Source organism: Micromonospora sp. NPDC126480 (assembly GCF_040302465.1).
Taxonomy (GTDB): domain Bacteria; phylum Actinomycetota; class Actinomycetes; order Mycobacteriales; family Micromonosporaceae; genus Micromonospora.
Window position 1 is genome coordinate 41,245 of sequence record NZ_JBEORU010000020.1, and the last position, 14,420, is coordinate 55,664.

At 74.3% G+C, this 14,420-nt stretch carries 12 protein-coding genes; 5 read left to right on the plus strand and 7 right to left on the minus strand.

Going from position 1 to position 14,420, the window contains the following annotated elements:
* Positions 1 to 4: 4 nt before the first annotated feature.
* The 4 genes from ABTW87_RS19230 to ABTW87_RS19245 all read right to left on the minus strand — a co-directional run bounded on the left by ABTW87_RS19230 (position 5) and on the right by ABTW87_RS19245 (position 5,552).
* A complete protein-coding gene (locus ABTW87_RS19230) occupies positions 5 to 2,206 on the minus strand; it encodes a hypothetical protein (protein ID WP_350652186.1) in 2,202 nt (733 codons plus the stop codon).
* Positions 2,190 to 4,394 carry a catalase/peroxidase HPI gene (gene katG / locus ABTW87_RS19235; RefSeq protein ID WP_350652187.1) on the minus strand — a complete coding sequence of 735 codons (2,205 nt, stop codon included), beginning with the start codon at positions 4,392 to 4,394 and terminating at the stop codon, positions 2,190 to 2,192. The genes ABTW87_RS19230 and katG overlap by 17 nt, the downstream gene beginning before the upstream one ends.
* Positions 4,387 to 4,824: a Fur family transcriptional regulator gene (locus ABTW87_RS19240; protein WP_350652259.1), complete on the minus strand. Its 438-nt coding sequence runs from the start codon at positions 4,822 to 4,824 to the stop codon at positions 4,387 to 4,389. Before ABTW87_RS19240 ends, katG begins: the two co-directional genes overlap by 8 nt.
* A gap of 101 nt (positions 4,825 to 4,925) precedes the next feature.
* Complete coding sequence (locus tag ABTW87_RS19245; protein WP_350652188.1) at positions 4,926 to 5,552, minus strand: class I SAM-dependent methyltransferase; 627 nt, start codon at positions 5,550 to 5,552, stop codon at positions 4,926 to 4,928.
* Between the two features lie 208 nt (positions 5,553 to 5,760).
* Here ABTW87_RS19245 and ABTW87_RS19250 point away from each other — a divergent pair, with 208 nt between their 5' ends.
* A complete protein-coding gene (locus ABTW87_RS19250; protein WP_350652189.1) occupies positions 5,761 to 6,708 on the plus strand; it encodes an SRPBCC family protein in 948 nt (315 codons plus the stop codon).
* Between the two features lie 20 nt (positions 6,709 to 6,728).
* On the plus strand, positions 6,729 to 7,901 hold the full coding sequence (locus tag ABTW87_RS19255; RefSeq protein WP_350652190.1) for a zinc-dependent alcohol dehydrogenase: 1,173 nt from the start codon (positions 6,729 to 6,731) through the stop codon (positions 7,899 to 7,901).
* 6 nt (positions 7,902 to 7,907) lie between these two features.
* Here the strand turns inward: ABTW87_RS19255 and ABTW87_RS19260 are convergent, their stop codons facing one another.
* Positions 7,908 to 9,386: a glutamate-cysteine ligase family protein gene (locus ABTW87_RS19260; protein ID WP_350652191.1), complete on the minus strand. Its 1,479-nt coding sequence runs from the start codon at positions 9,384 to 9,386 to the stop codon at positions 7,908 to 7,910.
* A 185-nt stretch (positions 9,387 to 9,571) separates the two neighbouring features.
* Between ABTW87_RS19260 and ABTW87_RS19265 the strand changes: the two genes are divergently transcribed.
* Complete coding sequence (locus ABTW87_RS19265; RefSeq protein WP_350652260.1) at positions 9,572 to 9,910, plus strand: DUF3817 domain-containing protein; 339 nt, start codon at positions 9,572 to 9,574, stop codon at positions 9,908 to 9,910.
* 16 nt (positions 9,911 to 9,926) lie between these two features.
* Here ABTW87_RS19265 and ABTW87_RS19270 read toward each other — a convergent pair whose 3' ends face one another.
* Both ABTW87_RS19270 and ABTW87_RS19275 read right to left on the minus strand, forming a co-directional pair.
* Complete coding sequence (locus ABTW87_RS19270; RefSeq protein ID WP_350652192.1) at positions 9,927 to 10,787, minus strand: alpha/beta fold hydrolase; 861 nt, start codon at positions 10,785 to 10,787, stop codon at positions 9,927 to 9,929.
* 126 nt (positions 10,788 to 10,913) lie between these two features.
* Positions 10,914 to 11,462 (minus strand): hypothetical protein, encoded by a 549-nt coding sequence (locus ABTW87_RS19275; RefSeq protein WP_350652261.1) that lies wholly within the window; start codon positions 11,460 to 11,462, stop codon positions 10,914 to 10,916.
* A 143-nt stretch (positions 11,463 to 11,605) separates the two neighbouring features.
* Between ABTW87_RS19275 and ABTW87_RS19280 the strand changes: the two genes are divergently transcribed.
* Positions 11,606 to 12,724, plus strand: a complete 1,119-nt coding sequence (locus tag ABTW87_RS19280) for a baeRF2 domain-containing protein (RefSeq protein WP_350652193.1) — start codon at positions 11,606 to 11,608, stop codon at positions 12,722 to 12,724.
* A 291-nt stretch (positions 12,725 to 13,015) separates the two neighbouring features.
* Positions 13,016 to 14,419: a hypothetical protein gene (locus ABTW87_RS19285; RefSeq protein ID WP_350652262.1), complete on the plus strand. Its 1,404-nt coding sequence runs from the start codon at positions 13,016 to 13,018 to the stop codon at positions 14,417 to 14,419.
* Position 14,420: the final 1 nt, after the last annotated feature.

The window sequence follows — 14,420 nt, forward strand, 5'->3', positions numbered from 1 at the left end:
GCGCTCAGGACCGGTCCGCGGCGCGCAGCCGCGCGGCCAGCTCGCGCACGGCGGCGGCGAACCGCTCGTCGGACTCACCCGGCCAATGCCCGACGACGGGCGGCGGGACGGTGTGCCCCGCTGGCGGCAGCAGGTCCTCGGGGTCCCGCAGGCGGCGGTCCACCCGACCGCCCGGACCGGGGACCGTCGGTGGCTCGCCGGTCCGGTGCCCGGACAGGACCCAACCGCCCACGAAGTCGGTGTCCCGCCACAGGTTCACCCACCGCCAGCCGACCCGGTCGCCCACCGCGCGCAGCACGTCCCCGCCCAGGTACGCGGGGAACAGCCGGGCGTAGAGGCGGTTCAGCGGCGAGCCGTGCGTCAGCAGGGCCACCCGCCGGTTCACCTCGGGCGGCAGCCGCAGCACGGTCGTCGCCAGCAGCACCGAGCCGTGACTGTGCCCGGTCAGCACCACGCCGGCGTGACGCCCGGTGAGGTGGCCGATCCGGTCGGCCAGCTCCGGCACCGCGCGCTCGGCGTAGCTGGGCGGCGCGAAGGGGTGCGCCGCGCGGGGCCAGAACGTCCCCAGGTCCCAGAGCACGCCGACGTAGCGGCGGAATCCGGCCGTGCGGTACGCGAACAACCCGCCCACCACAAGCGCGACGACGACGGCCGCGGTGGCGTAGCTGCCGGCGGCCAGCCCGGCGAGCACGATCCCGGCCGGCAGGCCGAGGTGGCGTTCCGCGAACGGTACCGGCTCCACCCCCGCCGCCCCGAGCACCGCGGCGGCGAGCCCGACCGGGGCCAGGCACGCGTACGCGGCGGCCAGCGGGCCGAGCTGCTCGGTGAACCGCGCCCGGGTGATGATCCGCTCGACCCGCCGCAGCCGCCCGGCCGCGCGGGGCGGCGCCGCCGGGAAGTCCCGCGCCACCAAGCCCGCCGCCGCCCGCCGGCGACGCCGCATGGTGACCAGGGTGGACACGCCGCCGATGACCGTCGCGGCGGTCGTCGTGACGATGAAGCTGAGCACCGCCCACTGGTACGCCGGTGCCGGCGCCATCAGCTCGGCGGGACGCACCGGGAGGGGACCGGGCATGAGGACGTACGCCGTGAGGTAGACCGCCTCGGCGGAGAGCGCCGCCGCGAGGCCCGCCGCGACGGCCCCGACGACCGGCGCGCCCAGTCCGCGCCGCAGCACCGGCCGGCGGGCCCGGCCGGCGTGCCCCCACAGCACCAGCGTGCCCAGCCCGACCACCAGTGCCATCTCGGTGAGGAACAGCCCGGCGACGAGCCGGTCGTACCCGGGCAGCCCGGCCGACCGCGGCCACGGGGCCGGGTCCAGCGCGACGATCGCCAGCGTCACCACCGTCAGGCCGCCGGCGACCGCGCACAGCGCCCGGGCCAACCGGTCGGTGCGGCGGGACGCGCGGGTCAACCGGCCGGTGGCGCACAGCAGCGCCACACCCGCCGCGAGCACCGCCGCGGCGACACCGGACAGGGCGGCCGTCGCGACGGAGACGCCGGTGGCGCCACGCGCGACGAGCAGGGTCAGGTCCAGCACCGCCAGCCCGGCGGCGACGTGGACCGCCCGCAGCCGCCGTACCACCGGCATGCGGTCCCACCCGGTCAGGCTGTCGAGCCGGTCGCCCGCCGGGTCGGCCGGTCCCACCGACCGGTACGGGTGGCGGGTGCCGGCGCTCAGCGCCCGGACCAGCCCGATCGCGGCGACCGGGATGAGGGCCAGCACCGCCAGCCGTGGCCCGGGCGGGTGACCGCCCAGCCAGCCGCGGCCGGCGGCACAGCCGGTCGAACCCAGGCACCGCCAGGCGAACAGGTCCAGCGCGACGCCGGCGGCGGACAGCACGTACACCAGGGTGAGGTTGAGGGCGAGGAGCCGGCACAGCACCGGCACGCCCGACCCGCGACCGGGCGGGCGCATCCACACCGCCATGTTGCTCAACATGAACGGCAGCAGGAACACCAGCGACAGGGTCCGGCCGGCGGTCCCCGAGGGCAGGTCGCCCCACCGGTACGCCTCCGGCACCACCCCGCCCGGACCGGTCGCGTCCGGGTCCTCCGGACGGTAGAACCCGGCGCGGCGGTCCCCGGCGACCTGGTGGACCAGCGGGCGGCCCAGCACCCGCGACGGGCCGGCGCCGGCGACCCCGTGGACCCGCAGCTCCACGACGTCGCCGGACCGCCCGTCGTGATCAGGTGGTGAGGTCAAACCGGTCGAGGTTCATGACCTTGACCCACGCGGCGACGAAGTCCTGGACGAACTTCTCCTGCCCGTCGGCGGCGGCGTACACCTCCGCGATGCCGCGCAGCTGGGAGTTCGCGCCGAAGACCAGGTCGACGGCGGTGGCCGTCCACGTGACCTCGCCGGTGGCGCGATCCCGGCCCTCGTACACGTGCTCGGCCGACGGGGAGACCGTCCACTCCGTACCGATGTCGAGCAGGTTCCGGAAGAAGTCCGTCGTCAACGCCTCCGGCCGGTCGGTGAGCACGCCGTGCGGCGCCTGCCCCACGTTCGCGTTCAACGCCCGCATGCCGCCGACCAGGACGGTCATCTCGGGCGCGGTCAGCGTCAGCAGGTTGGCCCGGTCCAGCAGCAGGGTCTCCGGGGAGAGCTTCTGCCCGGCCCGCAGGTAGTTGCGGAACCCGTCGGCCCTCGGTTCGAGCACGGCGAACGACTCGACGTCGGTCTGCTCCTGCGCGGCGTCCGTACGTCCCGGCGCGAACGGCACCGTGACCTCGTGCCCGGCGTTGCGGGCCGCCTGCTCGACGGCGGCGCACCCGCCCAGCACGATCAGGTCGGCGAGGGAGATCCGCTTCCCGCCGGACTGGGCGCTGTTGAACTCCTGCTGGATCCGCTCCAGGGTGTCCAGCACCGTGGCGAGCTGGGCCGGCTCGTTGACCTCCCAGTTCCGCTGCGGCTCCAGGCGGATCCGGGCGCCGTTGGCCCCGCCGCGCATGTCGGTGCCGCGGAAGCTGGCCGCCGCCGCCCACGCGGTGCGGGCCAGCTGGGCGACGGAGAGCCCGGACGCGAGGAGCTGGCGCTTGAGGGCGGCCACGTCCTCGCCGGAGACCAGCTCGTGGTCGACCGCCGGGACCGCGTCCTGCCACAGCTGCGGCTCGGGGACCCACGGGCCGAGGTACCGGGTGACCGGGCCCATGTCGCGGTGCAGCAGCTTGTACCAGGCGCGGGCGAACGCGTCGGCGAACTGGTCCGGGTTCTCCAGGAACCGCCGCGAGATCGCCTCGTACGCCGGGTCGACACGCAACGCGATGTCCGTCGTCGCCATCATCGGCGCGTACCGGACCGACGGGTCGTGGGCGCCCGGCACGGCATCCGATCCGGCGCCGTTCTTCGGCCGCCACTGCTTCGCGCCGGCGGGGCTCTCGCAGACCTCCCACTCGAAGCCGAACAGCGTCTCGAAGTAGCTGTTGTCCCAGGCGATCGGGGTGGGGGTCCACGCACCCTCGAGGCCGCTGGTGATCGTGTCGGCGCCCTTGCCGGTGCCGTAACTGTTCTTCCAGCCCAGGCCCTGCTCCTCCAGTGACGCGCCCTCCGGCTCGGGGCCGAGGTACTCGTCGGCCCGCGCCGCGCCGTGGGTCTTGCCGAACGTGTGCCCACCGGCGATGAGCGCCACGGTCTCCTCGTCGTTCATCGCCATCCGGCGGAAGGTCTCCCGGATGTCGCGCGCGGAGGCCAGCGGGTCCGGCGTGCCGTTGGGCCCCTCCGGGTTGACGTAGATGAGGCCCATCTGCACCGCGCCGAGCGGGCCGCCGAGCTCCCGGTCGCCGCTGTAGCGCTCGTCACCGAGCCAGGTGTCCTCCGGGCCCCAGAAGATCTCCTCGGGCTCCCACACGTCCGCACGGCCGAAGCCGAAGCCGAACGTCTTGAACCCCATCGACTCCAGCGCGCAGTTGCCGGCGAAGACCAGCAGATCGGCCCAGGAGAGCTTCCGGCCGTACTTCTGCTTGACCGGCCAGAGCAGCCGGCGCGCCTTGTCGAGGTTCGCGTTGTCCGGCCAGCTGTTCAGCGGGGCGAAACGCTGGGCGCCGTCGCCGCCACCGCCGCGGCCGTCCTCGATGCGGTACGTGCCGGCGGAGTGCCAGGTCATCCGGATGAAGAGCGGCCCGTAGTGGCCGTAGTCGGCCGGCCACCAGTCCTGCGACGTCGTCATCACCTCGAAGACGTCCCGCTTCAGGGCCTCGACGTCGAGCTTCTTGAACTCCTCGGAGTAGTCGAAGGACCCGCCCATGGGGTTGGCCCGCGGCGAGTGCTGGTGGAGAACCTGGAGGTTCAGCTGGTTGGGCCACCAGTCCTGGTTGGTCCGCGGCCGCCGGGCCGGCTCCGGGCTCGGGGCGGGGATTGCCGGGTTCTCGCTCTCGCTGCCGTGCTCAGGCACGCCCTTCTCCTGTCATCTCGTACGGTTGACGGTCTGCTGCGGCGACACACTCAGGACAGACGCCCCAGTAGGTGACCTCGGCCTCGTCGATCGAGAAGCCCCGGTCGTCGGACGCGGTCAGGCAGGGCGACTCGCCGACGGCGCAGTCGACGTCGGCGATGGCGCCGCACGACCGGCACACGACGTGGTGGTGGTTGTCCCCGACCCGCGCCTCGTAGCGGGCCACCGAGCCGGCCGGCTCGATCCGCCGTACCAGGCCGGCGGCGGTGAGGGCCGCCAGCACGTCGTACACGGCCTGGTGGGACACCACCGGAAGCTCCCTGCGCACCGCACCGAAGATCGACGCGGTGTCGGCGTGCGGATGCGCGTGCACCGCTGCCAGCACCGCCAGCCGCGGCCGGGTGACCCGCAGCGCGCCACCCCGCAGCATGTGCTCGAACTCCGCCGTGGTCGCCACCCTGGGCAGTATGCGGCAGTTTCTTCTTGAATGCATCCAGACGTCCGGGGACGCGCCGAGAAGGGGCGGGTAACTCAGGACGGCGGCATGACGGCGTGGATCCGCTCGACGGTGCCGGCCTTGAGCCGTTCGGTCTCCACCACCTCCAGCCCGGCGGCCCGCACCAGCGGTAGCTGCCGGCGGGTGAAGTGCTCGCCCGCCAGGCGGATGGTGAGCCGCTCGAGCAGCCACTGCGCGGCGTGGACCGGCGGCCAGCTGCTGCCGATGTGGTCGAGCAGCAGCAGCCGGCCACCGGGGACCAGGACGCGGGCCATCTCGCCGACCGCCGCTGCCGGGTCGGGGATGCTGCACAACGACAGCGCGCACACCACGGTGTCGAACGAGCCGTCGGCGAACGGCAGGTGCTCGGCGTCGCCCTCCCGCAGGTCGACCTCGCGGCCGAGGTCGGCGGCGCGCCGCCGGGCGACGGCGAGCATCGCGGGGCTCAGGTCGATCCCGGTGACGGTCGCGTCGGCGGGGTAGTGGGGCAGGTCGCGGCCGGTGCCGACAGCCACCTCCAGGATCCGGCCGCGGGCCCGCTCGCCGAGCCACTCCCGGCCGCCGCCGAACTGGACCCGCTCGAGGAACGCGATCTGGCGGTCGTAGCTGGGGGCGGTCCTGTCCCACACCCGCTTCTGCTTGGCGGTAGGGCTCTCGGTCATGCCGACAGCCTGCCGTATCGGCGCAAACCAGCGGCGCCGGTCGCGCGTGCGGCTGACGGACCTGCCCGGCGCAGCCGGCAATCGGACCGAACCCGGTCACCTCGCGGGAATCGGGCTCACGCGCCCGGTTCTCCGCATACCGTCACGGTGGCGGAACACCGCCGGCCGTCGCCGTGGGCGGCCGCACGCCGACGCGAGGGGGCGACGCGTGGACGAGGCGGACCGGGCCCTGCTGCCCGAACTCGACGGACCGGAGCCCGTACCGGCCCTGCCCCGCGCCGTGGGGCTGCTCAGCCTCGCCGTCGGGGTCGCGGCGCTCGCCGCGCCCGAGCGCCTCGCCCGGCTGGCCGGCGTGGACGACTCGCCCGCCGCGCGCCTGGTGATCCCCGCCGTGGGCGCCCGCGAACTGGTGCACGCCGCCGGGCTGATCGGCGGGGGAGCACCCGCCGGCTGGGCGTGGAGCCGGATCGCCGGCGACACCCTCGACCTGACCCTGCTCGCCCGGGCGCACGCCGGGCGGTGCGACGAGCGGCGCCGCCGGCTCGCCGGGACCACCGCCGTCGTCGGCGTGATCACCGCCCTGGACCTGCTCGCCGTGCTGCGCGCCCGGCGCAGCCGCCGCGCCCGGGAACGCGCCATCCGCATGGAGATCGCAGTCACCGTGAACCGGTCGCCGGCCGAGGCGTACCGCTTCTGGCGGGACATGGAGAACCTGCCCCGGTTCATGACCCACCTCGAGTCGGTCCGCGCCGAGGACCTGCGCCGGTCGCACTGGGTCGCCCGCGCGCCGGCCGGCCGGCACGTCGAGTGGGACGCCGAGATCGTCGACGACCGCCCGAACCGCGCCATCGCCTGGCGGTCCCTGCCCGGCGCGCCGGTGCCCAACGCCGGCCGGGTCCGCTTCGTGCCGGCCCCCGGCGACCGCGGCACCGAGGTCCGGGTGCTGCTCCGGTACGCGCCGCCGGCCGGCGCCGTCGGCCGGGCGGTGGCGAAGCTCTTCGGGGAGGAACCCGAACAGCAGGTACGCGACGACCTGCGCCGGTTCAAGCAGGTGCTGGAGACCGGCGAGGTGGTCCGGTCCGAGGGCAGCCCGGACGGCATCTCCGTCCGGCAGCAGGTCATGCAACGCCCGGCCCAGCCGCTGGGCCGCCGCTGACCGGGGGACAGGGGAGTCCGATGAAGGCCACCGCGTGGATGGGCAGCGACACCGTCAAGGTCGTCAACGTGCCCGACCCGACCATCCTGAACGCCCGCGACGCGATCGTACGGGTCACCACCACCGCCATCTGCGGCTCCGACCTGCACCTCTACCACGGCTACATCCCGGCGATGCGCAAGGGCGACATCCTCGGGCACGAATTCATGGGCGAGGTCGTCGAGGTCGGCCCGCAGGTGCGCAACCTCAAGCCCGGCGACCGGGTGGTGGTGCCGTTCCCGATCGCCTGCGGGCACTGCACGTCCTGCCAGCGCGGGCTCTACTCGGTCTGCGAGAACTCCAACCCCAACGCCGGGGTCGCCGAGAAGGTCATGGGGCACTCGCCGGCCGGCATCTTCGGCTACTCCCATCTGCTCGGCGGGTACGCGGGCGGCCAGGCCGAGTACGTACGCGTGCCGTTCGCCGACGTCGGACCGGTCAAGGTGCCCGACGACGTGCCCGACGAGCAGGCGGTGATGCTCGCCGACGTCTTCCCGACCGGGTACATGGGCGCGGAGATGTGCGACATCAAGCCCGGCGACGTCGTCGCGGTGTGGGGCGCCGGCCCGGTCGGGCTGCTCGCCGCGGCCAGCGCCCGGCTGCTCGGCGCCGGCCGGGTCGTCGTGATCGACCGGTATCCGTACCGGCTGCGGCTGGCCGCCGAGCACGCCGGAGCGGACACGATCAACTACGCGGACACCGACGTGCTGGACGCGCTCAACGAGATGACGGCCGGCCGGGGACCGGACGCGTGCATCGACGCGGTCGGCCTGGAAGGACACCACGGCAACGCCGCGGTGTACGCGTACGACCGGGTCAAGCAGGCGGCGCGACTGGAGACCGAGCGGCCGTTCGCACTGCGCGAGGCGATCCTGGCCTGTCGCAGCGGCGGCGTCGTGTCGGTCATCGGCGCGTACGGCGGGTTCGTCGACAAGTTCCCGATGGGCGCGTTCATGAACCGTTCCCTGATCATGCGTACCGGGCAGTGTCACGTGCAGCGCTACACCCGCCCGCTGCTGAACCGCATCCAGCGGGGCGAGATCGACCCGAGCTTCATCGTCAGCCACCGGATGAAGCTGAAGGACGCCCCGAAGGGCTACCGGATCTTCCAGAAGAAGCAGGACGAGTGCACGAAGGTGGTGCTCACCGTCTGACCCCGGTCAGGGCAGCGGCCACTCGTGCACCGGCCGGTTGCTGTGCATCAGGTCCACGTAGTGGCGGACCACCTCGCGCAGCGCCGCCGGCCGGTCGAGATGGTCGGCGGACTCCAGCCGGTGCAGGGTCGCCACCTGCCAGCTCGCGCCGTTGCGGCCGGTCAGGCAGCGCTGCTCGATGATGCCGAGCAGCCGGTCCCGCTCGTCCGGGTCCACGCCCCACCGGTCCAGCCCGTGCTGGGCCAGCGGCAGCAGCCGCCGTAGCACCAGCTCGGTGACCGGCAGGTAGCCGAGGCCCGGCCAGAAGACCTGCGCGTCGATGCCGTGGCGGGCGCAGGCGGTGAAGTTCTCCTCGGCCGCGCTGAACGACATCTGCGACCACAGCGGCCGGTCGCTCTCGGCCAGCGCCCGGACCAGCCCGAAGTAGAAGGCGCCGTTGGCGATCGTGTCGACGACGGTGGGCCCGGCCGGCAGGACCCGGTTCTCCACCCGCAGGTGCGGCCGGCCCTTCAGCACGTCGTACACCGGGCGGTTCCAGCGGTAGATGGTGCCGTTGTGCAGGCGTAGCTCGGCGAGCTTCGGTACGTCACCGGCCGCGAGCGCCTCCGCCGGCTCCTCCGGGTCACAGACCGGCAGCAGCGCCGGAAAGTAGCGGACGTTCTCCTCGAACAGGTCGAACACGGTGGTGATCCAGCGTTCGCCGAACCACACCCGGGGGCGCACGCCCTGCGCTTTGATCTCCTCCGCGCGGGTGTCGGTCGCCTGCTCGAACAGCGGGATGCGGGTCTCCCGCCACAGCTCCCGGCCGAAGAACAGCGGCGCGTTCGCGCCGAGGGCCACCTGGATGCCGGCGACCGCCTGCGCCGCGTTCCAGTAGTCGGCGAACTGGTCGGGGCTGACCTGCAGGTGGAACTGGGTACTCGTGCAGGCCGCCTCCGGGGTGATGGTGTCGGCCGTGACGGCCAGCCGCTCCACGCCGTTGATGGCGATCCGCAGGTCCTCGCCCCGGGCCGCGAAGATCTGCTCGTTGAGCAGCTCGTAGCGCGGATTCGCCGACAGTGTGGCCGCGGTCAGGTGCTCCGGGCGCAGCGTCGGCAGGATACCGATCATGACCATGTGGGCGCCGACGGTCTGCGCCTTGGCCTCGGCGGCGTTGAGACTGGCGCGTACCTGCTCCTCGAACTCCGCGGTGCCGGTACCCGCCAGCCGCCGGGGCGCGACGTTGATCTCCACGTTGAACTGGCCCAGCTCGGTCTGGAAGCTCGGGTCGGCCACCGCCGCGAGCACGTCGGCGTTGCGCATCGCCGGCATCGACTCGTCGTCGACGAGATTCAGCTCGATCTCCAGGCCGGTCATCGGCCGGTCGACGTCGAACCGGGACTCCCGCAGCATCTCGGCGAAGACGTCGAGGCAGCGGCGCACCTTCTCCCGGTAGCGGGCCCGGTCCTCACGGCTGAAGGTCCGCGCGCCGACATCCTCGCCCATGGTCACCACCCTGTCACCGCTGGTCCCCCTAAAGTTCGCACGGCGTGCCGGGTGGGGGAAGACCCGTCGGTCCTCTTCTACCCAGCCGAGGTGCGGGTGATCCCCGCCGCGCGACACCCACGTCCGCGCCGGACGGCCGAGCGGGCACGGCTACCATGGCCGGGCGAAAGGGGTGGATCGTGTCGATGCGGGAACGGGTGACCCGGCTGTTCGTCGTGGCGGCGATCGCTGAGGCGATCTCCTGGGCGGCCCTGCTGGCCGGCATGGCGGTCAAGTACGGCCCGCCGGCCAACGAGCTGGGAGTGCAGATCTTCGGCCCGATCCACGGTGGGCTCTTCATCGCGTACGGCGTCCTGGTGCTGGCCGTGGCGCGGCTGCGCCGCTGGAGCCTGCTCGCGACCGGCGCGGCCCTGCTGTGCGCCGTGCCGCCGTTCGCCACCCTGGCGTTCGAGCGGTGGGCGCGCCGCCGCGGCCTGCTGACGGACGCCCCCGCGCCGGCCCGGGAGGCCACCCCGGTCGGCTGACCGCCCGCAGGCGGGATCACTCGGACAGGAACGCGGCCAGGGTCTCGGCGAGTTGCTCGGGCGCCTCCTCGGCCATGTGGTGCCCGGACTCGATCGGCGCGGCGCGTACGTCGTCGGCCCAGTCACGCCAGATCGCCGCCGGGTCGCCGTACAGGTCGACCATGTCGTCCCGGGTGGACCAGCAGAACAGCAGCGGACAGGCGATGCGCCGGCCGGCGGCCCGGTCGGCCTCGTCGGCCGCCCGGTCCGGCCCGAGCCCGGCGCGGTAGTCCTCGCACATCGCGTGCACCGTGGCCGGGTCGTGGATGGCCCGCCGGTAGTCGGCGTACGCCGACTCGCCCATCCCCTGCGGGGAGCCGCCGTACCAGGCGTCCGGGTCGGCGTTGATCACCCGCTCGGCGGGCTTGTCGAGCTGGCCGAGGAAGAACCAGTGCCACCAGCGGGCGGCGAACCGGGCGTCGGCGCGGGCCAGCGCCTCGCCGATCGGCACCCCGTCCAGGACGGCGAGCCGGTCGACCCGGTCGGGGTGGTCCAGGGCGGTACGCATCGCCACGTACGCGCCGCGGTCGTGGCCCACCACGGCCGCCCGCCGGTGGCCGAGCCGGTCGAGCAGCCCGACGAGGTCGGCGGCCATGGCCCGTTTCGAGTACGTGGTGTGGTCGGGGGTGCTCGGCGGCTTCGACGAGCCGCCGTAGCCGCGCAGGTCGGGGCAGATCACCGTGTGCCGGTCGGCGAGCAGCGGCGCGACCCGGTGCCAGGTGGCGTGGGTACGCGGGTGCCCGTGCAGCAGCACCACCGGTGGCCCGGACCCGCCGTGGCGTACCCGCAGCCGCACCGGGCCGACGTCGATCTCCTCAAGTGCGAATCCGTCGAACACGCCAGCCTGCGGTGCCCGTCCGGGCGCGGACCGAAACGTCGCGGCGCGCCGGCGGTTGATGCGGCGCGCCTGCGGTTAACAAGGGGCCCCGGTACAACGCCAGGCGTTAACAAGGGGCCCTTCCTTTCAGGTGAGGGCGGAGCAGGCGGCAAGGGTGGCGAGCAGTACGGCGCCGAGCGCGGCCTGGAGCAGCAGCGGCGGGCCGAGGTGCGACCAGAGCGTCGCCGTACGCGGGGTGAGCAGCTGCCCGGTGGTGAGGTTGACGATCCGCTCGATCTTCGGCGGCAGGTCGGCGTCGCGTTGCCGGCGCAGCGTGATCTGCACGTGGTCGGCCGGGTGCAGCGCGCTCTGCGGCAGGTGCCCGTGCAGTTCGACCTCGCAGAGCCGTCCTGCCGCGTCCCGCAGCCGGACCGGGGTGACCAGGTACTCCGGACCCTTCTTGAGGTCCTTGAACCGGCGGCGGGTGCCGCCGGAGCCCGCGGAGATCACCGCCCGGACGAGCGCCACCAGCAGCCCGGTCACGCTGGCCGCGACGAGCACCGCCACCAGCACCGGCTGGCCCACCCGCACCTCGCGCGGGTAACCGTCCAACAGCCGGACGATCCGGCCGGTGACGATATGGGCCGTCGGGTGCACGATCCGTGGGATTTGTAGGTCGCTGTCCATCTCCACCACCGAGAGTCCCGTTGCGTTCACTGATGGTATCGGCCCCATTGGTTGAACGGCGTGAATGAACGCTGGTCACGCGCTGGAACCGGGTCAGGTGACAAGCCGGGCGGCATGGGTAAGCGCAGGGCCGAGCTGGAAAGGGGTCGAGCATGCAGCTGTCCTTCCTGCGCCCGCTCTACGACCGCCCGGGCCCGTGGTGCTCGGTCTACCTGGACGCCTCCGCCGACACCGAGGACGCCCACCCGGCGCTGGACCTGCGCTGGCGCGCTCTGCGGGACCAACTTCAGCAGCAACGGGCCGATCTGGCGTCGATCGACGCGATCGAGCGGGTCGTGCGGGGGCACGACCCGATGTCGGGCGACTACGGCATCGCCGTGTTCGCCAGCCGCGGCCGCGTGGCGCTGTCGGAGTACCTGTCCGCCCCGCCGATGCGGGACCTGGCCGCGTTCGGGCCGCTGCCCCACGTCATGCCGCTGCTGGCGCAGCGCGGCGAGCAGGTCGCCTGGGTGCGGGTGATCGCCGACCGGGCCGGCGCGGACGCGATGGCGGTCAGCGCCGGCGGCGTTCCGCGCCGTGCCCACGTCACCGGACGGGAGGACTTCCAGTTGCGCCGGGTGCAGCCCGGCGGGTGGTCCCAGTCCCGGTACCAACGGGCGGCGATGGAGGCGTGGCACCACAACGCGGGCGACGTCGCCGCGGCCACCACCGAGCTGGCCGAGAAGGTGGGCGCCGACGTGGTGGTGGTGGCCGGCGACGTGCGGGCGACCGGGATGATCGCCGCGCAGATCCCGCAGCGCTGGCAGGACGTGCTGGTCCGCACCGACGCGGGTAAGCGTGCCGGCGGCGCGGACCAGACCCTGCTGGACGACCTGACCGTGCAGACCATCGCCGACGTGGCCGACCAGCGGATCAGCGCCACCCTGGACCGGTTCGGGATGCAGGAGGACGTCGGGGCCGGACTGGACGCGGTGGTCTCCGCGCTGCAACGCAACCAGGTCGAGAACATGATCATCGTCGACGACCCGTCGGCCACCGGCGAGCTGTGGATCGGGCCGGAGCCCACTGAGATCGCCACCGACCCCGGGCAGCTGTCCGCGATGTCGGTACGCGACCCGGAGAAGGTCCGCGCGGACGCCGCCCTGGTGCGGGCGCTGGTGGGGACCGACGCGGAGCTGACCGTACTGGGCCCGGACGAGGCGCCGGAGCTGACCGACGGGGTGGGCGCGGTGCTGCGCTACGTCGACGCCGCCACCCCCGGGCGGGGTTGAGCCCACGGTCGAACGCCCACCGGCCCCGGACCCGGGAGTGGCCGCGGGGGCCCGGGTCGACGGATGGACGTCCGCCGAGCCGGGCCCCCGCCTCGACGTCGCGTACCGCCCTGCGCGGCCGGCGTCGAAGGGGTGGATGACGCCTGCGGCCGGTACCGGCCCGCGACGGCGGTCCGCCAGAGATCTTCGGATTACTCCCGATGGGCGCGTGATGCCCCGTTTGAACCCCATCGGGGCGGGAAGCCGAGCCGCGTGGTGAGCGAACGAGGCAAGGTGGGGCCGGTGCACAAGGTGCGCGAGGGGCTGACGGCCGACGGCGCCGGGCTGGCCGGCGACCGGGTCGTGGCGGCCGGCAGCGCGGCCCGGATCCTGGTCGCGGCCACGGCGCGGGCCCTGCGCGGCGCCGACTGCGCCGACCTGGGCCACCCCGGCCCGCTGTCGCGCTTCACCGGCGCGCCCGAACCGGTGCGACGCGCGGCGGCGACCCGGGCCGCCGGCCGGGTCGCGCTGACCGCCGGCCAGACCGCCGAGGTCGACGCCGACCGGGTCGCGCGCTGGTTCGCCGACCAGTACCCGCGCCGCCGCTACCCGGGGGCGCTGCTCGGCTCCCCGCACGGCGCGGCGGCCCACCTGGCGGTGCTGCTCGGCGTGCCCTGGCTGCCCGCCGGCTTCGAGTTGAGCGTGCACTGGCCGCAGGGCGCGGTGGACCGGCCGCAGGCCGCGCTCGACCACGGGGCCGCGCTGGCCGCGCGGCTGCTCGCCGGAAATCCCGACCTGCACGTACGGCAGGTGCACTGCCCGGCCAGCCGCGGCGTGCTGGCCGGCGCGACGGTCGCGCTGTCCGCCCGCTGGCGGCGGCTGCCCGCCGCGTACCTCCGGTTCCTGGCCGACCGCCTGGAACCCGGCGCTCCGGTGCTGGTGCTCGGCGACGCCCGCACCTGGCCGGTGCTGGACTCCGCCCCCGGGCACAGCTTCCAGGTCGGCTGCCCGGGCAGCGGGCTGGACCCGGTGGACTTCCACCCGGACAGCCACGCGCTGCGCCAGGTGCTCCGCTCGGCCGGCGGCGACGGCGTGCGGTGGAGCCCGCCGGAGGTGACCGAGCCGCCCCGCGCGGCCGAGCACGGCATCGAGCCCGGTTTCGACCAGGCGCTGCAGGAATGGGCGGGCGTGCGACGGCACCCGCTGCACCGGGTGCTCGCGCCCGAACCGGCGGCGCTGAGCGCGGCGACGGCCGACCTGTACCGGCACTGGCTGCGCGCGGCCGGCAAGACCGGCAACCGCCTGGTCGTCGAGTGCGGCCGGCTGCTCGACCCGTGGCAGGTGGTGCGGGCCGGCATGGTGCCCTACTGGTGCGAGAACGCGACCCGGCGCAGCGTGGAGGGGGTGGAGTGGTGGCTCGCCGGGAGCGAGCCGTTCAGCTCGGTGGACGTGTTGCCGGAGCCACCCGGGCTGCGCTCGCCGGCCCTGGCCGGGCTTCCGCAGTGGCTGGCCGTGGCCGGCTTCGGTCGCCGCCGGCGGGCCCTGGACCGGTCGGCGGCCCGGGGGTACCCGGTCACCTCGGTGCCCACCCGCCGGGCCACTGAGGTGCTGCGGGCGCAGCCGTACGACCTGCCCACACCGCCGCCGATGACCGTGCCGGCGGCTCTGGAAGCGCTCCGCGACAGCGGCTCCCACCAGGGATTACTGGTCTGCTGAG

Excerpts from the sequence above, each read along its gene's own strand:
- ABTW87_RS19240 (WP_350652259.1), bottom strand. The coding sequence starts at position 4,824 with ATGCTGCGGGGTGGCGCGCTGCGGGTCACCCGGCCGCGGCTGGCGGTG.
- ABTW87_RS19245 (WP_350652188.1), bottom strand. The coding sequence starts at position 5,552 with ATGACCGAGAGCCCTACCGCCAAGCAGAAGCGGGTGTGGGACAGGACC.
- ABTW87_RS19255 (WP_350652190.1), top strand. The coding sequence starts at position 6,729 with ATGAAGGCCACCGCGTGGATGGGCAGCGACACCGTCAAGGTCGTCAAC.
- ABTW87_RS19260 (WP_350652191.1), bottom strand. The coding sequence starts at position 9,386 with ATGGGCGAGGATGTCGGCGCGCGGACCTTCAGCCGTGAGGACCGGGCC.
- ABTW87_RS19265 (WP_350652260.1), top strand. The coding sequence starts at position 9,572 with ATGCGGGAACGGGTGACCCGGCTGTTCGTCGTGGCGGCGATCGCTGAG.
- ABTW87_RS19280 (WP_350652193.1), top strand. The coding sequence starts at position 11,606 with ATGCAGCTGTCCTTCCTGCGCCCGCTCTACGACCGCCCGGGCCCGTGG.